The sequence below is a fragment of the Chitinophaga filiformis genome (assembly GCF_023100805.1).
GTDB lineage: Bacteria > Bacteroidota > Bacteroidia > Chitinophagales > Chitinophagaceae > Chitinophaga > Chitinophaga filiformis_B.
The window spans coordinates 4,964,042-4,988,933 of record NZ_CP095855.1 but is presented as its reverse complement, the minus strand read 5'-3'; the positions used below and the strand labels follow the sequence as shown (position 1 = coordinate 4,988,933).

15 protein-coding genes are annotated in these 24,892 nt (G+C 47.8%); 4 read left to right on the top strand and 11 right to left on the bottom strand.

Annotated features, from left to right (window positions below; genetic code table 11):
- Positions 1-41 precede the first annotated feature (41 nt).
- From MYF79_RS19440 to MYF79_RS19430, 3 genes are all read left to right on the top strand, one after another.
- Positions 42-860, top strand: coding sequence for a glycogen/starch synthase (locus MYF79_RS19440; RefSeq protein ID WP_199658716.1), 819 nt, complete (start codon positions 42-44; stop codon positions 858-860).
- A 179-nt stretch (positions 861-1,039) separates the two neighbouring features.
- On the top strand, positions 1,040-2,293 hold the full coding sequence (gene metK / locus MYF79_RS19435) for a methionine adenosyltransferase (protein ID WP_199658717.1): 1,254 nt from the start codon (positions 1,040-1,042) through the stop codon (positions 2,291-2,293).
- A 628-nt stretch (positions 2,294-2,921) separates the two neighbouring features.
- A complete protein-coding gene (locus MYF79_RS19430) occupies positions 2,922-3,398 on the top strand; it encodes a nucleoside deaminase (protein ID WP_247809300.1) in 477 nt (158 codons plus the stop codon).
- A 323-nt stretch (positions 3,399-3,721) separates the two neighbouring features.
- On the opposite strand, the gene MYF79_RS19425 is transcribed toward MYF79_RS19430, so the two are convergent.
- The 11 genes from MYF79_RS19425 to MYF79_RS19375 all read right to left on the bottom strand — a co-directional run bounded on the left by MYF79_RS19425 (position 3,722) and on the right by MYF79_RS19375 (position 23,988).
- Entirely contained in the window at positions 3,722-5,422 is a 1,701-nt protein-coding gene (locus MYF79_RS19425) for a GMC oxidoreductase (protein WP_247809299.1), read from the bottom strand.
- 117 nt (positions 5,423-5,539) lie between these two features.
- A complete protein-coding gene (locus MYF79_RS19420; RefSeq protein ID WP_247809298.1) occupies positions 5,540-6,115 on the bottom strand; it encodes a gluconate 2-dehydrogenase subunit 3 family protein in 576 nt (191 codons plus the stop codon).
- Entirely contained in the window at positions 6,112-6,894 is a 783-nt protein-coding gene (locus tag MYF79_RS19415) for a hypothetical protein (RefSeq protein WP_247809297.1), read from the bottom strand. The genes MYF79_RS19420 and MYF79_RS19415 overlap by 4 nt, the downstream gene beginning before the upstream one ends.
- Before the next feature lie 3 nt (positions 6,895-6,897).
- Entirely contained in the window at positions 6,898-8,058 is a 1,161-nt protein-coding gene (locus MYF79_RS19410) for an acyltransferase family protein (RefSeq protein WP_247809296.1), read from the bottom strand.
- Entirely contained in the window at positions 8,058-9,737 is a 1,680-nt protein-coding gene (locus MYF79_RS19405) for a hypothetical protein (protein ID WP_247809295.1), read from the bottom strand. The genes MYF79_RS19410 and MYF79_RS19405 overlap by 1 nt, the downstream gene beginning before the upstream one ends.
- Positions 9,738-9,752: 15 nt before the next feature.
- The gene (locus tag MYF79_RS19400; RefSeq protein ID WP_247809294.1) at positions 9,753-10,481 is read right to left on the bottom strand and encodes a TolC family protein; all 729 of its coding nucleotides are present in this window, start codon (positions 10,479-10,481) and stop codon (positions 9,753-9,755) included.
- A 6-nt stretch (positions 10,482-10,487) separates the two neighbouring features.
- Positions 10,488-11,930, bottom strand: a complete 1,443-nt coding sequence (locus MYF79_RS19395; RefSeq protein ID WP_247809293.1) for an O-antigen ligase family protein — start codon at positions 11,928-11,930, stop codon at positions 10,488-10,490.
- Positions 11,931-12,061: 131 nt separating this feature from the next.
- Complete coding sequence (locus MYF79_RS19390; protein ID WP_247809292.1) at positions 12,062-13,153, bottom strand: acyltransferase family protein; 1,092 nt, start codon at positions 13,151-13,153, stop codon at positions 12,062-12,064.
- Between the two features lie 18 nt (positions 13,154-13,171).
- The gene (locus MYF79_RS19385; protein ID WP_247809291.1) at positions 13,172-15,361 is read right to left on the bottom strand and encodes a GumC family protein; all 2,190 of its coding nucleotides are present in this window, start codon (positions 15,359-15,361) and stop codon (positions 13,172-13,174) included.
- A 78-nt stretch (positions 15,362-15,439) separates the two neighbouring features.
- Positions 15,440-22,426, bottom strand: a complete 6,987-nt coding sequence (locus MYF79_RS19380) for a fibronectin type III domain-containing protein (RefSeq protein ID WP_247809290.1) — start codon at positions 22,424-22,426, stop codon at positions 15,440-15,442.
- Between the two features lie 371 nt (positions 22,427-22,797).
- On the bottom strand, positions 22,798-23,988 hold the full coding sequence (locus MYF79_RS19375) for a glycosyltransferase family 2 protein (protein ID WP_247809289.1): 1,191 nt from the start codon (positions 23,986-23,988) through the stop codon (positions 22,798-22,800).
- Between the two features lie 485 nt (positions 23,989-24,473).
- Here MYF79_RS19375 and MYF79_RS19370 point away from each other — a divergent pair, with 485 nt between their 5' ends.
- Entirely contained in the window at positions 24,474-24,866 is a 393-nt protein-coding gene (locus MYF79_RS19370) for a response regulator (protein ID WP_188134015.1), read from the top strand.
- The last annotated feature ends 26 nt before the right edge of the window (positions 24,867-24,892 follow it).

The window sequence follows — 24,892 nt, the reverse complement described above, 5'->3', positions numbered from 1 at the left end:
GCAAACCAAATTTAAAATTACTGCATTAATATCAGCATTAGATGTCCACAAAGAAACGAATTCTTTTTATTGCTCAGGAAATGTCGCCTTATCTGGAATTAACAGAGTATGCGAATATGGTCAATAAAATGGCAATTAAGTCCAATGAGTCCGGGCTGGAAGTGCGGGTGATCATGCCCCGGTTTGGCATTATCAACGAAAGAAGGCACCGGTTACACGAGGTGGTAAGACTGTCTGGCATTAACATTGTGATAGAGGGTGACGATTATCCGTTGATTATCAAGGTGGCATCATTGCCCAACGCCCGTTTGCAGGTTTATTTCCTGGACAATGAGGATTACTTTAAACGTAAGACCTTGTTCACGGACGAAAACGAGCAATTCTATGACGATAATGCAGCCCGTGCAGTATTTTTCTGTAAAGGAGCGCTTGAAACAGTAAAGAAGTTTGGCTGGCCGCCGGACATTATTCACTGCAGCGGATGGATGACTTCACTGATCCCTTTATACCTGAAAACTGCTTACAAGAAGGAACCGGTATTTGCTCATTCCAAAGTGGTATATTCCATGGAGCCTAACTCCTTTAAGGAGAAACTGGGCGCCGGCTTTGTGAAGAAGGCGACTATCAGCACCCAGATCAAGGAAAAAGACCTGGAATTATATAAAGAAGGTACCAACAGTGCGCTGAACAGAGGCGCCGGTAAATACGCAGATGCTGTTGTACTGGCAGGTGAAAAGACTGAAAAGAAAGTAGTGGATGAACTGAAAGCGGAAAAAGGCAAGATCATTCTCCCTTACAAAAAGGACAATGAAGACCTTGCAGACTATCTGCAATTATATAACCAGCTACTTGGAAAATAATTTCTCTTTGCAGAAAAAGCCCCGTTACAGACGGGGCTTTTTTTATTCCCTGAAAAGTTCATTCTCAAACTATTTTCCTATTTTTGCCGCAGTTTACCATGAGGCATACCACCAAAATGCAAAAAGTTGGTAAATTGTACTAATTCAATACTAATCTAAAAGCGAAATTCAATTATTTTATGCCTTATTTATTTACCTCAGAATCTGTTTCCGAAGGCCATCCGGATAAAGTGGCCGATCAGATATCCGACGCATTGATCGATCACTTCCTTGCTTATGATACTACCTCAAAAGTAGCCTGTGAAACGTTGGTGACGACCGGTCAGGTGGTACTGGCTGGCGAAGTAAAATCTGAAGCTTACCTGGATGTGCAGGAAATTGCTCGTGAGGTAATCCGTAAGATAGGCTATACAAAGAGTGAATACATGTTTGAGGCTAACTCCTGTGGTATCTTCTCTGCTATTCATGAGCAGTCTCCCGATATCAACCAGGGTGTTGAGCGTAAGAACCCGGAAGAACAGGGCGCAGGAGACCAGGGTATGATGTTCGGTTATGCTACCCGCGAAACAGAGAACTATATGCCATTGGCGCTGGACCTCGCTCACAAACTGCTGATCGAACTGGCTGCTGTCCGTCGCGAAAACAAAGAGATCACTTACCTGCGTCCTGACGCTAAGTCACAGGTAACGATCGAATACTCCGACGATAACAAACCTGTTCGTATTGACACCATCGTTATTTCTACACAGCACGATGATTTCGATGCTGAAGATAAGATGCTGGCCAAGATCAAAAGTGATATGATCAATATCCTGATCCCCCGCGTAAAGGCACAGCTGAAACCAGAACTGCAGGCACTGTTCAATGACAAGATCACTTATCATATCAATCCTACCGGCAAATTCGTGATCGGTGGTCCTCACGGCGATACCGGCCTGACTGGTCGTAAGATCATCGTGGATACCTACGGTGGTAAAGGCGCTCACGGTGGTGGTGCGTTCTCTGGTAAAGATCCTTCCAAAGTAGACCGTTCTGCGGCTTACGCTACCCGCCACATTGCCAAGAACCTGGTAGCTGCAGGTCTTTGCGATGAAGCGCTGGTACAGGTATCTTACGCGATTGGTGTGGCTAAGCCCTGTGGTCTATTCATCGATACCCGTGGTACTTCCAAAGTAAAACTGACTGATGGCGAGATCGCCAGGAAGGTTGAACAGATCTTCGACCTGCGTCCTTATGCTATCGAACAGCGTCTGAAACTGCGTAATCCTATTTATAGCGATACTGCTGCTTATGGTCACATGGGCCGCGACAGTAAAGTTGTGACGAAGGTGTTCAACAAGGGTAAAAAGAATGAGAAGAAAGTAGAGGTGGAGTTGTTTACCTGGGAGAAACTGGATTACGTTGAAAAAGTGAAATCAGCTTTCGGGTTATAATCATATCCGTTGGTAAATAATTTTTAAAGAACCGTCTCGGATGAGGCGGTTTTTTTATTGCTTCCTTTCCGCTGGCTGCGGCTCTTTGAAGTTACCTGAGCCATAGTAGTCTGATTGCCCTTTGCTGCAGGTATAGCTTCGGTTCCACTGGTTGTACATCTTTGAAGTTACAGCGTCATAGGAGCAGATTTTACTGATTGTCTTTTTGTTGCAGATGCGCTTCGGTTCCAGGTGGGACCACTGGCTGTACTTCTTTGAAGTTCCTTGCCATTGGACGGTGGAATGTCGTATTAGGCAGTTGAATATCTATGAAACCCCTGGTGGGTCGTATCAGCATACTTCAAAGAACTAAGGCCAGTGATCTCCACCTGGAACCGCCGCTGCTTCCGGACTGACGATTTCATTCATGGCCAATGCTGTTTCGTTATTATGCATGAAGTGCCGGATTTTTTCTCCATCAATGCAGCAACCGGTTATCCCTTCGCTTCGATCGGCTCCATTAGGAGCCGCCGTGTTTGTAGCCCGGGGTTGAAAACCCCGGGGCGATGACAACGTCAATTAACCCGAGGTTCCGGACAGACATTTAACGCAGTTCAGGAATATGCGGTATATTAGAATATGCCTGTTAATGGCATTACCATTCCTCAACTATCAACAATATCATCTTATGGACAATTTTATGAGAGCCGCTATAGAAGAGGCATTAAAGGGCCGGAACGAAGGAGGCATCCCTATTGGATCGGTGCTGGTACATAAAGGTGAGATCATCGGGCGGGGCCACAACCGCAGGGTACAAAAAGGCAGTGTCATTCTGCATGGGGAAATGGATGCGCTGGAAAATGCCGGACGGCTTACGGCGGCCACTTACAGGGAGTGTACCTTGTATACAACGCTATCTCCTTGTCCCATGTGTACTGGTGCTATACTGCTGTATGGTATTCCCAGGGTAGTGATTGGCGAGAACCACACATTTATGGGGGCAGAAGATTTACTCAGAGCCAATAATGTTGAGCTGACCGTAGAAAATGATGAGACATGTATTGATATGATGCAGCGCTTTATTGAACGGCACCCGACACTCTGGAATGAAGACATCGGTGAATAAAAAAAGAGGACGCTAAGGAGAAAGGCAGATGCTAAAGAGACAGTGGAGGGTACCAAAAAAACAGTTGGCGCCAGGAAAGGAGTAGAGGCGCTAAAAAAACAGGCGGATGCCAAAGAGAAAGGCAGACGCTAAAGAGAGAGCGGCGGGCACTAAAAAGACAGTTGGTATCAGGAAAGGAGAATAAGCGCAGAAAAACAGGTGGCTCTATGAAAAGAGAAGGATGCCGGCAAAAGGAGCGGGGCGCTAGCAGAAAACTACCAAAAAAAAGAAGCTGCCTCAGTGAGACAGCCCTTTTTTGCTTGTGGACGGTTTATCAATAAAAATCAAAGGTTTCCTTTCTTTAGTTCCCCGACGGCAAAGTCGCATGCTCTTGCTGTTAATGCCATATATGTCAGTGAAGGGTTCTGACAGGCAGATGAGGTCATACAACTGCCATCGGTAATAAATACGTTCTTTACAGCGTGCAGCTGGTTATTGCCATTCAGCACGGATGTTTTGGGGTCTCTTCCCATACGGGCGGTGCCCATTTCATGTACGCATTCTCCTCCAACGTAGTTGTAATCAAAGCCTGTTACATTTGAAAAGCCGCTTTCTTCCAGCATTTCAGCTGCACTATGCTGCATGTCGCGGCGCATTGCCTTTTCATTATCGCGGATGGAAAATGCTACTCTGGCCAGTGGCAGGCCCCATTGATCGCGTTGCGTAGTATCCAGTGTTACCCTGTTGTCGGCATAAGGTAAAGTCTCGCCCCAGGCCCCCAGCCAGAAGGTCCATTTGCCGGGACGCAGCAGTTTATCTTTGAACGATTTGCCGAAGCCGTCTTCCGTCAGGCCGGTATACATCCAGCCTTCACGCTCGCCATATCCCTGATAGCCGAAACCACGCAGGTAATCACGTTTTGAGGCGGCATCGCCCAGGTTGCGGAAACGGGGTATATAGATGCCCGTTGGGCGCCTGCCTTCATAATACCAGTCATCCAGGCCCTGGTAGTCGCCCATGGCGCCCACCTTGAAATGATGGTCCATCAGGTGCCGTCCTACCAGGTCGTTGGTGTTGCCCAGTCCCTGGGGAAAGGCATCTGAAGTGGAATGCAGCAGTACAAAGGCGGATCCGATCGTAGAGGCGTTCAGGAAAATGATCTTTGCATAGAAGTCGATCACTTCTTTGGTCTCGGCATCGATCACACGTACGCCGCTGGCCCTTCCTTTTTCCTTGTCGTACAGGATCTCTGATACGATGGAAAAGGGACGCAGTGTCATATTGCCTGTAGCCGCAGCTGCGGGCAGGGTAGCGGCATTACTGCTGAAGTAACCGCCATACGGGCATCCACGGCTGCAGAGGTTACGGTACTGGCAGGGCGTGCGTCCGCGCCAGCCGCGCGTCAGATTAGCCACTCTGCCAATGGTAACACAGCGTCCGTCAAAGCGCTGCTTCACCCGCTCCCGGAAATGTTTTTCCAGTATATTCATTTCCATAGGAGGGAGGAAGTCTCCATCAGGCAATTGTGCCAATCCTTCCGGCTGCCCGCTGATGCCCGCAAACTGTTCTACGTATGTATACCAGGGAGCGATGTCTTTATAACGGATAGGCCAGTCCACGCCATGACCATCTTGCTGGTTGGCCTCAAAATCCAGATCACTCAGGCGGTAGCTCTGCCGCCCCCATGTCAGGGAACGCCCGCCTACCTGGTAACCCCTGATCCAGTGGAAGGGCTTTTCCTGTATATAGGGGTGCGCTTTATCGCGCACAAAAAAATGCTTGTTGCCTTCGTTGTATTCCGCACTCTGGATGGGATCTTCTGCCAGGTCCTTTTCTGTGTTGAATCCCGCGTGCTGAAACTCCCAGGGTGTTTTAAAGGTGGTTGCATAGTCTTTGATATGTTCCACATTACGTCCTCTTTCCAGCACCAATGTCTTCAGTCCTTTCTCACATAACTCTTTGGCCGCCCAGCCTCCGCTGATGCCGGAGCCAATGACAATAGCGTCATAAGTGCGCAGCTGCGCACTCTTAATGTTCAGATTCATGATTTTCTAAAGGTTAACTGGTTAGGCTGCATCCGTATTCCGTTGTCAGCGCCGTATTTCCAATGCTACGTTTCTTTGTCCCTTCGATACTCGTTAAACATTCATGACAATCTCACACTATTCTGTGGCCCAGGCCTTCTGGCCGGGCTTCAATCTTACAGCGCCCGCGTAATGTCCGGGTACGTAGTCATAAACAAGACCACGTGTAGCGCCTTCCATGGAGCTGCAATAGCCTATTACGGTATACTTCTTCATGATGACGAAGAATGGATCTCCCATCACCTTGTGGCTGATCTTTCCCGTGATGCCTTTATAGGGCCGGTCCCGCCTTTCAAAATGATCTGCAATTGCCAGGCGCTGTTCAATGTTACAGCGGGCAAAAGAATGGTTGTAGTGACGTTTGGCATAGTCTTCCACTTCATCCAGTCCCATAAGAAAGCGGTTCTGTTCCTTCCGGGGAGTGCAGTCCCTGATCATCCGGATGATGAAGGGCGTAACACCCGCCGCTTTGGCGCCCGGTGTGTCTGTGGCGGGTATAATGGTCTCCGCCAGTTCGGTGATCAGCGCCGCGTGTGCCTGCAGCTTCCCGAGGTTCGGAGTGCTGTACAGCTTACCCAGCCTGATGCCCGACCATGCGGCCGCTCCGGCGCCGGCCAGGAGCATGATATTGCCCAGGGCTTTTCTCCGGTTCATTTTTTTCTTTTGTATTGAAGCATCCATTCGTAAATGCTCATGTTGTCTGTGCTATCCCTGTAAGCAGGGTCATAGAACTCGTGCCAGCCGGTATGCGCTTTTCCGTGTTTTGTGAGCTTTACAAGACCTTTCTGATAGTGGTTGGTACTATCTATGCAGCGCAGGCTGTTCTCCAGGAATTGGGGCTCCGCTGTGCCGGCAAAGTACCATGCATGCAGACCTGCATCTGACACCAGTTTAAACCGGCCATAATTTTCCGGGTACATCGGTGCGGGCGACATAGGTACGGTGGCGGCAATACGGGACGTGAGATGCTGGCTTTCTGTCATGGACATCAGCGTACACCATCCGCCTGCACTGTAACCAGTCAGGTAGATACGGTCGGCATCCACCGGGTACTTCTTCAATACATCATTCAGAATGAATTCCAATTGCGGAGGATTGATCCCCCAGCTTTCTGCCAGCGGCGCCAGTACAATGAATTTGTACAGTTTGCCGTCTGCCTTGTTGACCGCCTCTATCTTGCGGCCTTCCTTGATCTGGCGGGGAATACCTTCCCTGAATAATTTTGAGATGTCGTGACCTGCGATGCTCTTTCCATGGAAACAAACGATCAGCGGAAACTTTTCTTTAGGGCTTCCCTGCGGAACGTGTAATAAAGCTGGCACCTGATGATATTCATCGGTCGGGACAATTATCTGTCTGAACGCTCCTGGTATACCGGGAGCACCTGCCAGGCTGGGCATAGTCAGCATGGCAAGAATAAATAGTTTTTTCATTGTCTAGTTTTTTGTGCTGAGTGTGGTGGCTTTTACCGGTGTGTTGCCGGTAGTAAATCTGTCTTTAAGTTGAGTAAATCGTTGTTCAATGAAATGAAAGCTGAGTAGTGCGAAAACATACACCACCGGTACATCCAGGAGGAATAACCAGTATTTGTTGCTTTCGCTGACGGGGATCCATCTTTCTACCAGCTGCGTTTGTATGACCCAATGCAAAATGTACATACCGTAAGAGACCTTGCCTATCGCTACCAGGACATTGTTCTCCAGCATTCCTTTAATAAAATTGCCCGGCATACTGCTGTAGGCTGAAACCAGTAACAGCAGCAGGGAGGCGGTGAACAAGTTCAGCACTGTGTAATACCATACATGCTGATAGCTGTTCACATCTCCGAAGTTGTAACCCATAGAAGTGGGCAGCGAATGCCCGTGACTTTCATACAGGTAATTGACCATCCCGGCGGTCAGGGCCAGCAGGCAGCCCAGGGCGAACAACCATTGCGGCTTTCTGATCCTGTCTTTCAGTCCCAGCAGCGGAATAGCGGTTCCTGTAAAGAAGGCGTCCAGGTGACTGAGCGGAAACCAGTAGATCACATCGAACACTTCAAAGGGCGTTTTCCCGATCTGCGCCAGGTAGTTACCGAAAGACCAGCGGAACAAGGGGCCGGCTATCAGTACCACCAGCAGCAATCGCCGCAGGCTTTTCCTGGAAAGCAGGAAAACAATAAACGGGAAGAACAGGTAAAACTGTTCTTCGACACAGAGCGACCAGAAATGCGTGTATACCGGGCTTTCATGCCAGCTGTTGCTGATCCTTGTCAGGTTGAAGGTATAGGAGTATAAATAGGGAAGGTCCCTGAAATAGCCGGGAGGAAAAGCCGTAAAGAGGCAGATGACCACAAATACGGTCAGGTAAATGTAGTACAGGGGGAAAATGCGCAGGCTTCTCCTGATCCAGAACTTTTTCAGACGTTGGGTAAGCGGGGATGGCTTATCCTTTTCTTTCAGCAGTATACTGCTGATGAGAAAGCCTGAGAGCACAAAGAATAACTGCACTCCCATCCAGCCAAAGCGGATCACGCCGAAATGGAATGCCATTACCAGCAGTATCGCAATGGCGCGTACGCCATCCAGGCTTTTAATATAGTTGGTCTGTGTTTGCATTACAGATGAATCGGATAATAGGTGACTGTTACGCCGGGTGGCAACAATGGCTTGTAGGCCGCCAGCTTATTATACAGGGATGTTGCCTCCGCAGGGTCCACCGCATAAAAGAACACCTCATCGCCTCCGCAGATCACATTGTTCGCGATCTTCCAGGAAGCTACTTTCTTCCAACGCTGCAGCAGCGAGCTGTCAAACCAGGTATCATATACCACCGCTATCTTAACATGTTCCTGGCTGGAGAACTGTTGCAGGAACTGTGGTGAATACTGTCCCCTGAGTTTTTCGGCAGCCACTGCATTGTTGCCCAGGCCCCACAGATCCAGTATCCTGTTGCTGGACAAATAACTTATTGCCCCTACATCATTCGCAGCTACCGCTGTATGCTGATAACTGGTTTGCAGAAAGCGCCCCATCTGGTACTGCTGCTCATAGATGTTCCGCGCAGCGGCAGGCAGGTTGTGGAAAGCGCCTGCTGCCCGCAGCGGCAGTGGTGCAAATGCAAAGAGCAACAGGAAGGCGCCTGCGGCTTTCTCCAGCAGGGAGTAGCGGCGTTGGCTATGACGCAACTGACTGTAGTAATAATAGAGGAGTATGGCCACTACCGTTATGTCCAGCGCCAGCAGGTAAGCCTCATACCGGAACAGCCATCCCACGGCTGCGAGTGCCATATGCAGGAAGGTGTTGATGAGGGGAATGCAGGCAAGCTGTTTAACCTTACCGATGGTATTGACATTGTCGTTGTTCGGCCGCAGCAATATGATCAGTGCGGGAATGATCAGTAACATTCTTACCACCGTAGTGCCAGAAAGTGATGAAGATCCTTCCGGGTAATACTTGTTGGTGAAGATGTTGACCATGGTATTGTTGCCATACAGTAGTTTGTAGACGACGATCTCCTGCAGGCTGCTCATCAGCTGTGAAGGCCCGCCGGCCAGCTTGCTGGCCTTCAGCAGTACGGAATTTGGCAGGAAGTAACCGCCATGCCGTACTGAGATGCAGCCGAATATTACCAATGGTACCAGCGACAATACCAGCACTACACTGGTCTGTTGCCAGCGCCTGTTATAAATGCCGGCCACAATTACGCCGGCCAGCAGGAATAAGGATTCGAAGCGGGCCAGGATAGCCAGTCCGGCCACCAGCGACAGTAACAAGACCTGGTTACGGGTAGTATTACCGGGTGTCAGGAATGTGACAGACAGGTATAACATCCACATCGCCAGGAAGGCATGCAGCATATGCTCCATGCCGCTTGCTACCATCACCGGTACCGGTACCAGTATGACAAGCGAAATCAGAATAATACATCTTACGGGGGCAGGAAGACTGAAACGTTGTAAGAGTTTGTCAGTCATCACCACCAGCAGGAAAGCAAAGCACACATTGATGTAAAACGGCATCCAGATACTGTTGATGCCCGCTTTAAAAAATGTGGCCAGTATCAGGGTATACAAAGGGGAGGAGCTGGCCGCGCTGAATTCCTGCGCATTGATACCCCACACGCCATACAGGGCGAAGTTCTTCGCGATGGACATGTGAATGAAGGTGTCATCCAGCGGGTAACAGAAATGGCCACCCGTCTGTGTCAGCACCTGCCGGCACACCATAACCAGCATTACCGCCAGCAGCAGTAATGTAGCTATAACAGGGTAGTTTTTTTGGATGTAATATCTCATTATCCGCCGGTTACACTATTTGTTAAAAGTTCTTGCCTGTGACTGCAGTACCGCCTCTTCAAAGCTGATACCGATCAGTCTTTCCAGTTCGATCTTGGCCTGCCTGATATCCCTTTCCAGCATTACCTTTCTCACCATTTCTTCATTGTAACTTCTGTAGGCAATGTTCAGGGTTTCTACAGATACTTCCTTGTCACCGGCAGAGAATTTCTCTTCCGTCTGTTTGTAATGATTGTATACGTCTTCCAGCAATGGCACTTCCAGTTCCATCATTTTCTTATTGGCAGCATACAGTTCGTATGCATTCAGCACATCTGCCTTTATTTTCAGCTGTTCTTCCTCTTTCATGTTCATGATCACTTTCTTTTCTGTTTTCGCGATCTTGACATCATTAGGGATAGAGATAAGACTACCAATAGGCACCGTCAGTGAAAAGTTATACCTGGGGAAGAACGTGGCATTGTTACTGTTGTTCTTCAAAGTGTATTCGTTCAGGTTGCCTGATGCCTGCAACATGTTCAGCCATCCGGCTGTGGCTTTGTTTTGCTGATACCTGGCAATTTTCGCCTTGTTGTCGTACACCTTTAATGCGGGGTTTTGCATGGCAAGTTCTACCAATACTGCTTTCAATTGTGTTACTTCAGGTGAATCGGTGAGAGGGATATAAAGGCTAGATTCCTTTTTCTGTGCCTGCACAGATATACAGAACGCCAAGCCAATAATGAATAAAAGTCCCTTTTTCATACTGTATTATTTAGATGTTGAAAGATTATACCGTACTTTAATGGTGATGCCCAGAATGGCATTCAGGAAAATAGATGATTCTACGAGGCCCGCTGCTTCCTGTGCATACTGGGCCACCAGGATAGCATACATCACCGCAGCAATACCTATCAGCAATAACCTGTTCAATTCATTTTCCTCTTTGAAATAATTTTTGACGGCGTAGTGTATGCCCATATAGGTATAGATACAGGTGATGATCAGCCCTATCCATCCAAGTTCAAGTACCGCACGCAGGTAGCCGCTGTCGGGCTGTATGCCTGCCAGCCGGTGACCGGGATTGTAAGTCACGCCGTCATTACCCACTGTCATCACACCTCCACCGATCGGATGCGTATACATATAGGGCTGTATATTGTGCCTGTTCACATCGCGCAGGCTGAGCGATTCGTCCTGGCTACCCATAAATGCCGTACGGATACGGATGATGGTTGGACTGCTATAGAAAGGACCGAACAGGATGGCCAGCATACCGAAAGTGAAAATGGCAGCAGCGATCAGGGTGTTCCTGTTATGCAGGTTTACCAGGAAGAACAATAGCAGTCCCACGGGCAACATCACATATGCTGTACGGGTACCGGAAAATCCGAGTGCCAGCAAATGGACCGTGATAATAAAAAGCAGCAATAATTTTTTAGGGTAGCTTACGATCTTCTGACCGGCGGTGAGCAATATTGTGCCGATAATGGCGCCGCAGGCCATCAGTACGCCAAACGCCGCGGGGTCTGCCATAAATGAAAAGATCCTTGCACGTCCCTGTATCATAACCGTCTTGAACTTGTCGGGGTTCATGGCAATGTAGTTCCTTTCAAAGGGCAGCAGTCCTACCGCCTGTTGCAGACAGCCGTACAGCGCTGCGGCTGTAGACAAGGCCAGCCAGAACTTAAAGAACTTATATATCTGCGACCAGTCGCTCAGTACTTTGATGGTGAGGAACAGGAAGATGAAGTTGCGGATGTATACCCTGATAAAGATGAACCAGCCCTGTATCGACAACATATTGGGATTGAAGAACTGTATCAGCAGGTAAGCCGTATACAGGTACAATATCAGCAGGAGAGGATCTTTGAAATAGGCAACATTTGACTTCTCCTTGCTTTTTTTATCAAAGATGGCCCCTGCCAGCATCAGCAGGAGGAAAAGGTCCATAACAACGCCCACTGGCATCGTTGTGCCGGCCATCCTCTCCGGCACGTGCACGATCATTGAAACAGCAATGTATATGTAGTAGCCCAGGCGGAAATTCATGGCGCTGATCACTGCAAGTGCCAGCCCGATAATACCGCCAAACACCACAATACTGAATTTGGCATCCATGGAAGACACATAGGCGATAACGGGTACAGCTACCACCCAGAGCAGGATGAACAGGTATAATACGGTGTTTTTCTTAGCCTGTTGACTGAGCATAATTATCTGAATACTTTAAAAAAACATGATCTTCATAAATAGCATTATCATCGTCAGCGCCACAAAGATCAACAGCATCGTTTGATGGAACGCTTTACTGATACCAGGTGTATATTTCTTTCTTACGGGCATTACAAATGATTTTTTTGGGTGACGATCTCCGGTTGCTGCGGATTGTACGGTTTGGCTTTAAAAGGCCCTGTAAACAGGAAGCCAAGCCTCAGTTGCATACATATCCGGTAGGTGATGATGGAAAAGAAAATGGCAATGAATATCAGCAACACCAGTAACACCACTATATGCTGTTTCATCATGGTGCCCAGCAGGAAGTACCTGATCGCCGCTACGATCGGTACATGCAGCAGGTAGATGTACAGGGAGTAATGCCCGAACGTTCTCAGGAAGGGCAATGCATTGTACTTCGACAACTGGAAAGAGACCATGATCGTAAACAGGCTGCCTATCAGCGCAATGCCTGCATACAGGAACAGGTTCATCTGCTGATGATAGAGGAAGTAATACTGGCAGAGTGCAAATATGGGCAGCAGTACCAGTAATCCATATGCGGAAGAGAGCTTTTCCTGCGTCTTTTCCGAAAAAAAATAAGTTGCCGTCAGGTTGCCGATGCAGAAAAAGATGTAGTGCAATGCTACATCATAAAGCGTACTGATACTGTTCACAAGAGGAGCTATGGCCAGCAATGCCAGTGACACGAGCACCTGGGCAAATTTGTCATAGCGGAATAGTTTTGCTATAAGCAGATACAGTAAGGTTACATTGAACAGTGCAAATAAATACCATAACTGGTCAAGATGGCGGGGTTGTATCAGGATGTTCAGATAATCTGCGCCGGTACGGCGGGCGTTAACAAATGAGGAGAAGAGCATTTGCAGGGTGATCTGAATGAATGCCCACAGTACGTAGGGGTACAACAACGTATTGACGCGGGTAACCAGGAAGCCCGTTTCTCCCTTCCGGGTGATACTTCTTTCGAAGAACAACCCGGAGAGGAGAAAGAACAATGGCATACGGAAGCTGTAGAACATGTTGTTGCCGTCAATGATCCACTGACTGACAACCATGCCGCTACTTTTCAGTCCGAATAGCACGTGTCTGTATACGACCAGGATAATAGCTATGCCTTTTGCATAGTCTATCCATCCCAGCCGATTGGCTTGTGGCGGTTTGAAGTTAAACAGTTCTTTGAATGTGATGCCTGGCATTTTTGGGTACACTTTTCGTTATAACTCGAGGTATTCTTCCTGGACATTGTTCAGTACTGCTCCCACGAACTTATCACCAAGGGTTTCAAAAAACTGGGCCGATTCACGGTCTACCTGTGTTAATGCCAGCTTGGATGAGAAAACTGCTATGACACCATCCACGTATTGCGCCAGCTCTTTACTATCGGTATAGTCGTTCAGCGGTGCGCCTTCCAGCAGGATGAAGTCGTAGTAGTTCTTCAGGAATGGGAGATAGTTTAACAAATTATTCTTCGGTAAGATCTCAGATGGAGTATAGTCGCCACCTTTACAACCGATCACCTCAATACCCGGTACGGGATATGTTGTTACGATGTCCTTTACCTTTTCAATGTTCAGCTCTGAAGGAGGAACAGAAAACGTTTCCAGTGTGGGTGCTGCCTCCATCTGTACAGTGAGGTCATTATTACAGAAATTAGTATCGATAACCAGTACGTTTTTGTTACTGAGACTCAAACTATATGCCAGTGCCTGTGTAAGGGTAGTTTTACCCTGGCGTGCCTCTGTACTTGTCATCAGGAATATTTTCTTACCGCTGCTTTCCACCTCGTACCGCAGTTTGCGCAGCAACTCGCGGAAAGTGTTCTGGCGTTGTTTGGAATGTTTGTCAGAGATCGTTGTTTTCTGCAACACTTCCAGGATGCTGTACTTGTTCAGGTCAGCGTGGTTCACACTGCTGATCAGGCGTAAATCCAGGTGTTTCTCAAACACAGATGGCGATTTCAGGGAACCATCCAGGAATTCCATCAGCAATACGATGAAAGACGTAAGCAGGAAAGTGGAAATACCGGCCATGCCCATGATGATCATGCGTTTGGAAGACTCAGGTTTAAAGGCGGGCTGTCCCTTCAGGATCTGTTTGAAATTAAGGTCCGGGGTAGTGCGGTTGTCCTGTGCCGCATTCAGCTTTTCCTTCAGTTTATTATATTCTTCCTGCGCCATATCGACTTCGGCCTGCAGACCGCTCACTGTAGCTTCTTTATTGGCATAAGAGCCAACAGAGCCTTTCAGTTTGGATATCTGCGTCTGCAGTGCGTTTATATTCAGGCTGGAAGCATTCAGCTGCGCTTCGAGATTGGCTTTTTCCTGTATCAGTGCGTCTTTGGTAGTTGCGGTCTGCGTACCGGTCGATGATGCGCCGAGTTTCTTCTGTAACTGTGCACGCAGTCCGGCCAGTTTGGTACGCATTGCTTCATCATTGCTGCCTTTCTGGGTCAGTTCCTCATTGAGGTCGTTGATCTGCCTGCGCAGATCTATGATCTCGCTATTGTTGTTGGTATAAACGGTCTTACCGCTGCTGGCAGCAGCAAGACGCTGGTTTACACTCTGCAGGGAAGAGTTGATGGTATTGTAGTTAGCTCTTTCGTCAGACAGGCCTTTTTCAAACTGTTTGATCAGGTCCAGCTCATTGCCACTGGCTGTTTCCACATTGAGCAGGCCTTCAGAAGATTTGTATAAGCGGAGTGCTTCCACTTTTTTATCCAGTTCGGCTTTCTTTTGCCTTACCAGTTCATCAAAAGATTCGACACTTTCCACGGATCTTTCGGTGCGCATACTCCTGTAATAGCGCATGAATTCCCGGTACGCCGTATTTACGGTATATGCGGCCTGCTCAGGGTTTTCTGCGGTGGCTACGATCTCCAGGTAATCTGTGCGTTGCACACGGGAGGCATTCATCCTTTTACGGATGGATTCGTAGTCATATTTATAGAGCTTCAGAAAAGCCAGGATATTCCGCTCTACGGGGTTATAAGAAGAGAGGACCTGTAGTGAGTCGAGCTTACTGCGCAGTATCTCTACCGCTGCCTGCTTGTCTACCGCTTTATAGACGTCTGAGTTCAGGTCTTTTTCCTGCAGGCGGACGAAGGGTTTATTGCTGGTCAGGTCATGAATAAGCAGGTCGTAAGACAACATACCAACTACCACGGGGGAGTTGATGATTTCGATCACGTTGTCAAACTTTACATCTGCTTCGAAAATATTGACATTCTCATCACGAAGTTTAATCTGGTCGTTGATAGTGAATCCGGTCGCAATCTGGGTTACGGAAGCATACATTCTGGGCTTGCCGAGGGTAAAGAAGAGGGCAGCAACAACGGCAATGATGGTACTGATAATGATCCACCATTTCTTTTTCAGCAGGGCCTTTATGAAATATATTATATCCATATTAATTGTAATTATTTAACATCTGTAGCTTGCAAAAAAATCCGGTTGCCCGGACTTTTTGGGAGAAACTGGTAAAGCTTATCGCTTTACCAGTTTGACCATCTTGGTTTCGCCATTCTTACCGCTGATGCGGAGCAGGTAGATGCCAGGCGCACTAATCCTTGAACCGGTATTAATACGCAGGGTGCTGGCACCGGCCGGAACGGAACCTTTGTAATCTGAATATAACAGCCGTCCTGCAACGTCAAATATCTCTACTCTTACAGCTGTTTCGGCTTTCAATACTATGTCTACGTTGAACTGATTTTCATATGGGTTCGGATATACCTTTGCTTCTCCGAAGTCAGCCGCCTTATTGATCAGGGCTACAGGCGGAGCTGCCATTGCCACGGTGTTACCGTCTATTCTGGCTGCCTGAGCGTCTGCCGGATCTATCGGTCCTTCATCGTTCTGGGTAGCAGGATCCAGGTGGCCTTTGACGATCATGGCTGCGATCAGTCCATAGCGGGATGTTGCCGTACCAGGATCAACATCTACATGGATCCTGCCATAAGCATCAGGAGCTACGTCCCGGATAGTTGCCACACCGCTCTTGTTCAGAGATGCATTCAGCAATGCCATCTTGGTACCGTTCACGGTGTATTTACCTGTGATATCATCCCATTCTACGGAGCTGCCGAAGAATACCAGGTCATATTTCAGTGCCTGGTTCAGGCCGGTGATGTAGTAGTCTGCGTGGTTGCCCGGGAACAGACCATAGTTTTCCACCATCACATTGTCGGGGTAAATACCACTGTTATTGGTTGTGTTGATGCCGGCAGAGTACATACCGTCGAAGTTCTGGAGGATGGTGATGCCGACACCGGTCAAATTGTTCTGACCATCCTGCATGTTACTGATCACCACACCCTGTTGCGGACGCATACCGGTATTATTCCATGGAGCAGGAGCCACCAGCAGTTCACTGAAGTTCACATTGATACTGAATCCAAGGCTGGTTGCAGATGCAGCGTTACTATAATCGGAATTGGTCAGGCCTCTTACCGCACGCACCTTGTAATAGTATTTCTGGTTCACGGTCAGGTTATTGTCAGTATAGCTCACTGAGTTGGCCGGGAGACTAGCCACCTGTGTGTAGCTGCCGCCGGAAACTGCACGCCATACCTGGTAGCCTGTTTCTGTGTTGGACCTGTCTGACCACTGCAGGGCGATGGTCTTGGCGCCTGTTGCTGTTGCACGCAGGTTGATCGGATTCAGGACAGCAGTTGCACTGTCATAAGCTTCCAGTACCATTGCGTTCATATGCATATAGTAGCCATTTTGTGTTTTGTTCACCAGGACATTGATCTCACCATTCGCATTCGGCAATACGCCATTGATCTGTTTGGAGATGCTGGTGTTGTATGCAGGATCTATTACCACGCTATCAGTATTGATGGTGTACCTTACCTTGGCAGCTACCCCGAAGTTCAGACTGCTAAAGAACACAACATTATAACGTTTCGCTTTGTTCAATCCGGACAGTTTCACGGTGTGGGTAATGTTCCTGCTGTCATATACCGCAGACTGCATCACAATATCAGGATAGATACCGGAATTGTCGTAAGTGCTCTGGCCTACTGCAGGCTGGTCATTTTCCCATACTTCGTTAAATGTTACGCTGATACCGGTCGGGTTACCTGATTCATCCAGTGCATTGTTCAGTCTTACACCCTGGTAAGGGAATCCTGCCACATTGTTCCATGGCGCATCGGCCGGACTGCTGGACGAGAAGTTCAGGTAAACGCTGGTAGTATTCTTGTCGGTAACGAACACATTAAAGGTATCCCTGGAGGCTGCACCCTGGTTGTCAGTGGCGGTCAGCGTCACTGCATAGCTACCCAGGTTGTTGGCGCTTGGGTTGAAGCTGAATGAGCCGGTACCGTCGCCATTGTCTGTGAAGCTGCCAAATGCCGGCAAACCACTTACGGTCAGGGCTACAGTGTTACCCAGGTCTGGGGTGGCTGTAACATTTAGTTGTGCAGAGGCGCCAGCTTTCACCTTCACATCAGCAATGCTGCTGATACCAGGAGCCTTCTGTGGCACATTTACACCGGCTATATTGCTATAGCCCGGAGATACGCCTTCAGAATTGGAAGCACTGACCTTGTAATAATAATGGGTGTTACCATGTACGGTATTATCCACATAGCTGTGGGCAGTTGCGCTGTTCAGGCTGCCCAGTAAACTGTAGACGCCCAGGCTGTCGGTGGCACGGTGGATCCGGTAACCGGTAGCATTGTAGGCAACATTTGTCCAGTTGAGGGATACATTGCCGTTATCTTCTGTAGCGAGCAGCTCTTTAGGAGCAGCTGGCAGTGTACCATCGTCCAGTATAGCGTTCATTTCAAATGCATTGAGGTAACCTACCGGTGTGCCATTGGCTACCGCCATATTGAAGGTGATCTCACCACTGTTGTTTGGCGTGATATTGTCAAAGTTAGCAGTATTGGAGGTGTTACCCTGTACATTCAGCGGTTTGCTGACACCGTTCATCGTAAAGACGGTGGTGCCATTGTTCGCCTGTACAGACCATGCACTGCCTGCAAAGAATTTGAAGGAGTACTTCCTGGTTGTATCCAGTCCGGTCAGTTTCACGTCGATCGCATTGTCGGATGTGAAAATACCGGGCCAGGACCCGAAGAAGTAGTATTCTTTCAGTACCACATCCGGATAGATACCGCTGTTATTGCCGGTTACCGCACCTTCATTCCAGGTGAACCAGTTGCCGGTCTGTAACTGCAGGCCTACGTTGGTAGTTTCACCCTTATCGTTCACCAGGTTGCTGGTAGATAAGGATGTGATATTGTTCCATGGCGCCGGAGCATCTGTCTGATTCTTGAAGCGCACAAAGAACTTATAGTTCGGATCTTTATCTGTTACGGTTACAGTGAATGTTTTGTCGTCAGTACCACCATTGCCATCAACGGTAGTCAGCTTCACTGTGTAAACGCCCGCGTCAGCGTAGCCGGGAGCCACATTCAAGCTGGCAGTACGGTTGCTGCCAGAGAGAGTGATGAATGAGGGCAATGATGCTGCAGACCATGTAAGTACATCTGAAGCATTCTGATCAGTAGCGGAGAGAGAAAGCTGCTGGCCAGCGCCCTCATTCAGGGAAATGTTGGCAATAGAGGCTATGACAGGGCTATAATTGTCGTTAATAGTCAGATTGAAAGTAACGGTATCCTTACCACCGAACGGATCTGCCGCATACACTGTCAGGTTGTTATAAGTACCCTGCAGGCCTGCATTTGGCGTTACCTTCAGGTAGGAGCCATTTGCGTCTGATGCCAGTGTAACGAAAGAAGGCAGATTATCAGTGGTCAGCGTGATCGGATCTTCATCCACGTCATTCGCTACGATCGGGATATGTGTTTCCACATCATAACGTGCTGACCTGTTGCCAACAGCGTCAATGACCGGCCTGTTGTTGCCGGTAACGGCTGTGGCATTGGATGAGTAAGGTGAGTTGCCGCCGTCGCCTGTTTCACGTACGCGGTATACATACTGCTGGTTAGCGTACAAAGCGGTATCGGTAAACGTACCGGATGTTCCAATCAGGGTATCGGCCTTCACCAATACAAAAGTATTACTATTACCAAAGGCACGCTGAATTTCATAACCGGTTGCATTTGCCGGATTGTTGGTCCAGGTCAGCTGGATGGCAGAAGGAGAGCTTGCAGTAGCTACCAGGTTTGTTGGTGCAGCCGGTGCTGCAGGCAATGCCGGTGTTACCGCGCTGTAGAATGGCAGGGTTTGTCCGGCCAGCTGGCTGACTTCGGCTTGTGTCAGCGCCTGCCCGATAATAGCGAATCGGTCCATCAGGCCACTGAAAGTAGTACCTGTTAAATTGAAGGCGTTGGTGCCATTATTATAGCCAATCCTCGCGTTGTCAGTGGTGGCATTGACAGTAGTGAAGCTGGTGGTGCCGGAAGCTGCCAGGTCGCCATTAATATAGAGGCGCAGGGAACCGCTGTTGTACACCACTGCAACATGTGTCCAGGAAGTGCTGGTAAAGGCAGTTGATATTGCAACACGGATACCGTTGCTGGCAACACCTGCTTCCAGTTTATTGGCATTGATACGCAGAGCCAGACCGCTGGTGCTGCCGCCAATTTCGAATATTGTACGGGTGTTATCTGTTACCGTTGGCTTGATCCAGACGGATACTGTACGTGCAGAGAATGCATCATGCAGGAAGCCGCTGTTATTGCCGCCGATAGTCACATAACCGTTGGATCCGTTGAAGGAGGCCGCATAGGTGCCTTCTATTTCGTTGGCGGAATTGTAGGTGATCTGGTTGGCAGTTCCATTATTGGCATTGATGCTGACATCCGCCGCGGAGTTATCGAACGGATACACTGCCAGGTAGGGATAACCTACTGACTGTGCCGATTCACCGGATGGTCCTACTGCACGGATCTTATAATAATAGCGGGTATTAGCGGCAACAGTATTGTCTGTTAAAGTGGTTGTATTGGCACCGGCTTTTCCTACTACGGTATAAGTACCATTATAGGTCGGGCTGCGGTACAATTCAAATCCTGATTCATTGTTGCTGTTATCGCTCCATGTCAGATCTATCTTATTGAATGCAGTAGCTGTAGCACCCAATATCAATGGTGCTGCAGGTGCAGAACCCGGAATGGTCATGGTATCGCCCAGGTACTGGTCCGGAATATTGGTGAAGTTGTTCACGTTAATAGCACTGGATCTCCAGCGCAGGTTCATTGCCTGGCCGCCATTTCCCTGGAAGTAAGCCACAGTAATTGGGTACACGCCGGCATTCAGCACCATTGGAAGGCTGCTCACCTGTGTTGTGCCATGGGCTCCGTCGTTATTTACAGTAGCTAAACCACTGTAACTGTAAGGAGTATTGAACCACAGCTTACTACCATCATCAGAGTTGGTGGCAAAGTAGTAAGTACCGCTTACAGGGATGGTCAGTAAACCTGTCCACAGGATGGCATAGTTAATATCCCTGTTCCTGACAGTCAGATCTATGTTGGCAGTCCTTCCGGATTCTACCGGTACGAGGTTATTGAAATTAGGCAGTGTGGTCCATGTGCCTTCATAATATTTGTAGGCAATGCCTTTATTGATAGCTGCGGCAGTAACCTGGTTGCTCGGTGGAGAGGCGTTACCGGCTGCATCTTTAGCTATTACGTAGAAATTGTAGACACCTCTTTCGGTCAGGCCATAAGCCACCATATTAAGTTTAGTGCCTTCGACAGTGTATGATTTCTGATTATTTACATACACTTCGTAGGCGCTCACACCTACGTCGTCGGTCGCGGCCGTCCAGCTGAGTGAAACAGAGCTGGAGCTGGTGCTTGTAACGGTCAGGCTCTTTGGTGATGTAGGAGCAAGGGCATCTGTCTCGGTAGTACCGCTGGCTTCAGCTGATACAGGAGCAGCGCCATTGGCATTCACCGGACGGATGATGTAGTAGTATTTTGTATTGGACGCAAGGCCCTTATCGGCAAATACCAGCACATCAGCAGGTACTTTAGCTACCATTTTGTAGCCACTGCCAGACGTAGTGCTGCGGTATATTTCAAAAGCAGTTTCGTTGTTCTGAGGGTTTGGTTTATCGTTCCAGTTCAATGTCAGCTGGGTCTCAGAAACAGGCGTCACGGTTACACCGCCTACCTGGTCCGGTACATTGGTGCCAGCCGCATTTATGACACTATATGGTGCAGAGAAACTGGCGGTACAACCAAACTGCTCTGTTACACGGGCAATATATTGTCCTACACCCGCAGTGAATGTGTTGGTGTTACCTAATGAAGTATTACCCCCTACGGTACGCCATTCGTAGGTAGCGTAACCGGCAGGCAGTTTCAGCGTAACTGTTGTACTGCCGTCAGGAGCGGGCAATACATTGGTAGCAAGGCTGTCTATCGTAATTGGTGGTGTAACAGTAGCCGCTTTCGTTTTCACGACAAGTGGTATAGGAGAGAATTCTGACCAGGCGCCGCCGGCAGTTCTCCTTACTCTTACCGAATAGGTGCCGAGTGCGGTGATATTAATACTGTTAGATGTAGCTCCCTGAATGGGATTACCATCTTTCTGCCACTCATAAGCGGCAAATCCCGGCGGGATACCGGCGGTAATATTTACCGGATCGCCGGGACAGAATTCAGATCGTCCACCTAATGGCCATGGGGTCAGTATATTGTTCCTGTTCATAAAAGGAACAAAATCCGGTTCTGCCCAGGCGGTGGTCCAGGTACCATGGCCCAGATCCGGGTATAATGTATACGTAAGGTGAGCACCGGCGTTTTGATAGGCAGTAACTACCGTATTGGCAGTATATGGAGCGGGCGCGTTGTCCTTACCTCCCTGAAAATACCAGAGAGCAGTGTATTTCAGATTATTAATATTGGTGGTGCTGGCATCGCCGTTGGCAATACCACTCATCGGCATAATGGAAGCAAAATACTGCGGATAACGTTCCGCGAAGAGCCAGGAACCGTAGCCGCCGGCAGAAAGGCCGTTAACGATCACCCTGTTCAGGTCACCCTTTACCTGCAGGGCAAGACTGTCCAGTAATTCCTTGATAATGTCGTACTGACCGTTTCCCCAGTTACCATCTGCTGTCTGTCCATAAAACAGGAAACCGTCGAAGCTGCCATTATTGGTATAGTTATCAAATGTCTGTCCGCCGTGCAGTAACTGGTACTCGTTGTCATAAACGCTACCGCCTTCACCGCGGCCGTGCAGGAATACAAAGATTGGATATTTCTTTCCATCAGCAACATTGTGCTGGTAGGTCTTAGGGAATTTGAGGCGGAAGTTAAGTCCCTTGTAAATGTAACATTTGAAGTTTGACGTATTCCAGGACAAGCGGTTTGTCTTCACCCATTTCCCGATACGTCCATAAGGTGGAGGTGTAGGGGGGGAGCTGGAATTGTACACAACAATGGGGTCAGCGGGGTTTAAAGCTTGCTGTGCAACAGCTGTACCCGCAAAAAGCATTAGAATGCTCAGAATGCTGAATAGTAAGTGTACATTTCTTTTCATAAAAGAAAATATATATTATGGACAATCGGGGCGTTACCCGGTGATTAGCCAGAAATAAATAAATAATAGCCCAAAGCTTTCAGGGCTGGCAGATCAGAGGAGATGGCAAAATTAAAATTGATAGTCCCGAAAAGAGAATAACTACCAGATTGGCTTTTATGTAGGATGAGGTTAGGAAATTACATCACACTTGGTAGCTTTCTTATTAATCAGATAAGGATTAAGCCCAGTGTACTCGGTTCAAGTTCCAAAAGTAAGTGTATATTTTTATAGTTGTAGACTTTTTTAGCGAAAATCTGTTTTTTAAGGGTGAACGATATAAAACAATTGGTGAAGTAACACAAGTGAACGGTAAGTGTAAGAAGTACGTCTCACCCCGTGGTTAATTGACGTTGTGAGCGGTCCCATACTGCAGACTGTTTCTTTCTTACAAAACGGCCAAACCCTTGATACACGGCCACATTCATAAACACAAAATAAAAGGGTATATAGAACACTTTACTTTTCACCTGTCTTCTTGCGAGCATATATCCTACCAAAGCCATACCATAAAATGCTACCTGCAGGAACAGTATAAGCCAGTAGACGGCCGGTGCGCCGGATGCACATAATATTACGTTAGTTAGTAGTGCCAACAGTAGACATAATGGTGCAACTGTCCAGCGGAATACACGATGTGAAACATACTGCCAGGTAATTTTGGGATAACGGAAGATGTTCAGCAGATCGAGCAGCCGGCTCATTGATTGAAAGCCTCCGGCACTGATGCGGACCTTGCGTTTATATTCGTCTTCCAGCGAAGCAGAAGGCGTCTCCTGGGCATAGGCGTCAGGGGCGTAAGCCACTTTGTATCCTTTTTTATTTATACCGAAAGAGATCATAAAGTCATCCAGGATAGTGTCTGCGGGGATATCCTCATATAAGGCGGTGCGTATAGCAAATAGTTCACCGGCAGCTCCCATTACACTATATAGTTCAGCATCCCACTTCTTTAATAATGACTCATATTTCCAGTACATTCCTTCCCCTGCGCCTTCCGCCTCTGCCTGTTTCGCTACTATGATCTTTTTTTCACCTGCCACTGCACCGGTCTGTTCATCGCTGAAATGCCGCATGAGACAAGGCAGGACGTCCTTATTTAATAAGGTGTTGGCATCTGAAAATACTACAAATGGCGTCTTCACATATTTCATGGCCCTGTTTACCGCCATCGTCTTGCCATTGCGCTCCGGTTCATAAAGCAATGTGATCCGGGGGTAACTCCTTATTATATTATTGGTGTTGTCGGTACTGCCATCGGTTACAAAGATGATCTGTACCTTTTCCGCCGGATAGTTCAGGGCGAGTGTGTTGGCTATCTTCTCCCTGATAAAGGCCTCCTCATTGTAGGCAGCCACCATAAGGGTCACCTCCGGAGTGAAGGGCGTTCTTTCATCCGTTTGTCTGGGGCCTACAAAATAACGGCGCAGTCTAATTACTATATAAAGTAGTATACCATATCCTATATAACTATAGCAAACAAGAAAGAGGCTGCACCAGAAGATCACTGAGATCAGAGTCATAATATATATAGATTGAGGGGATAAACTGAGCGTTGTAGCACGTTACAGAACAATCCCACAAGGGGGTTCACCGCAAAAGTATAATAATTGTGCAGTATTTTTTCAGCAGCGTATGCTACATTTAAAAAAAATGAGTGTGCGAAGGCATTGAATATCCGTTTACGATAATTTCTTGCGCATTCACCCAAAAAAAACAGCCGTTTACCAAAAACATATTGGGAAATGAATAAAGTATTATATTTTTACATCGTTGTTTTTTTAAGGACAATACTATTGCGAAAATTTAGAGCTTGTAGTTAAGAATTACTTTCGTATTTTAGTGCAAGCGTTTTAAAAGAAACCATATTTGATTCTTTTCTTTCATATCCCCTGAGAAACTGTTTTTTTAATTCCGTAAAACCTTATCCAATTTAAAGCCAACGAACACTAATTTTTCCAATGCTTAACCGTATTGGGATCTATTTGTAATATTAAATTGGTTAAAGGTGAAAAAAACAGTTTTAATTATAGATGATAGTTTACCCATCCGATATTTACTGGAAGTGATGCTAAACAGGACCTACAACGTTGTTTCAGCGTGTGATGGTCTGGCTGCTATGGCCTGGCTTAAAAACGGCAATATCCCCGACCTGGTGATCACGGATCTCCAGATGCCGAACATCAACGGATGGGAACTCATTGAGTTCATGACCGAAAGTAATCTGTATCAGCATATACCTCTCATGGTGCTTTCCGGTGTGCATGACACTAAAGAGTCGTTTGCCAATATACGCCCCGGTAACATCAAGACGATTATCAAAAAGCCTTTTGATCCCGTAATCTTACTGGATACAATTGATCATGTGTTGAGAGCTCAGCATGTACCTGCTTTTTCGTAGCACTAAATATATAATCAGTATGTAAC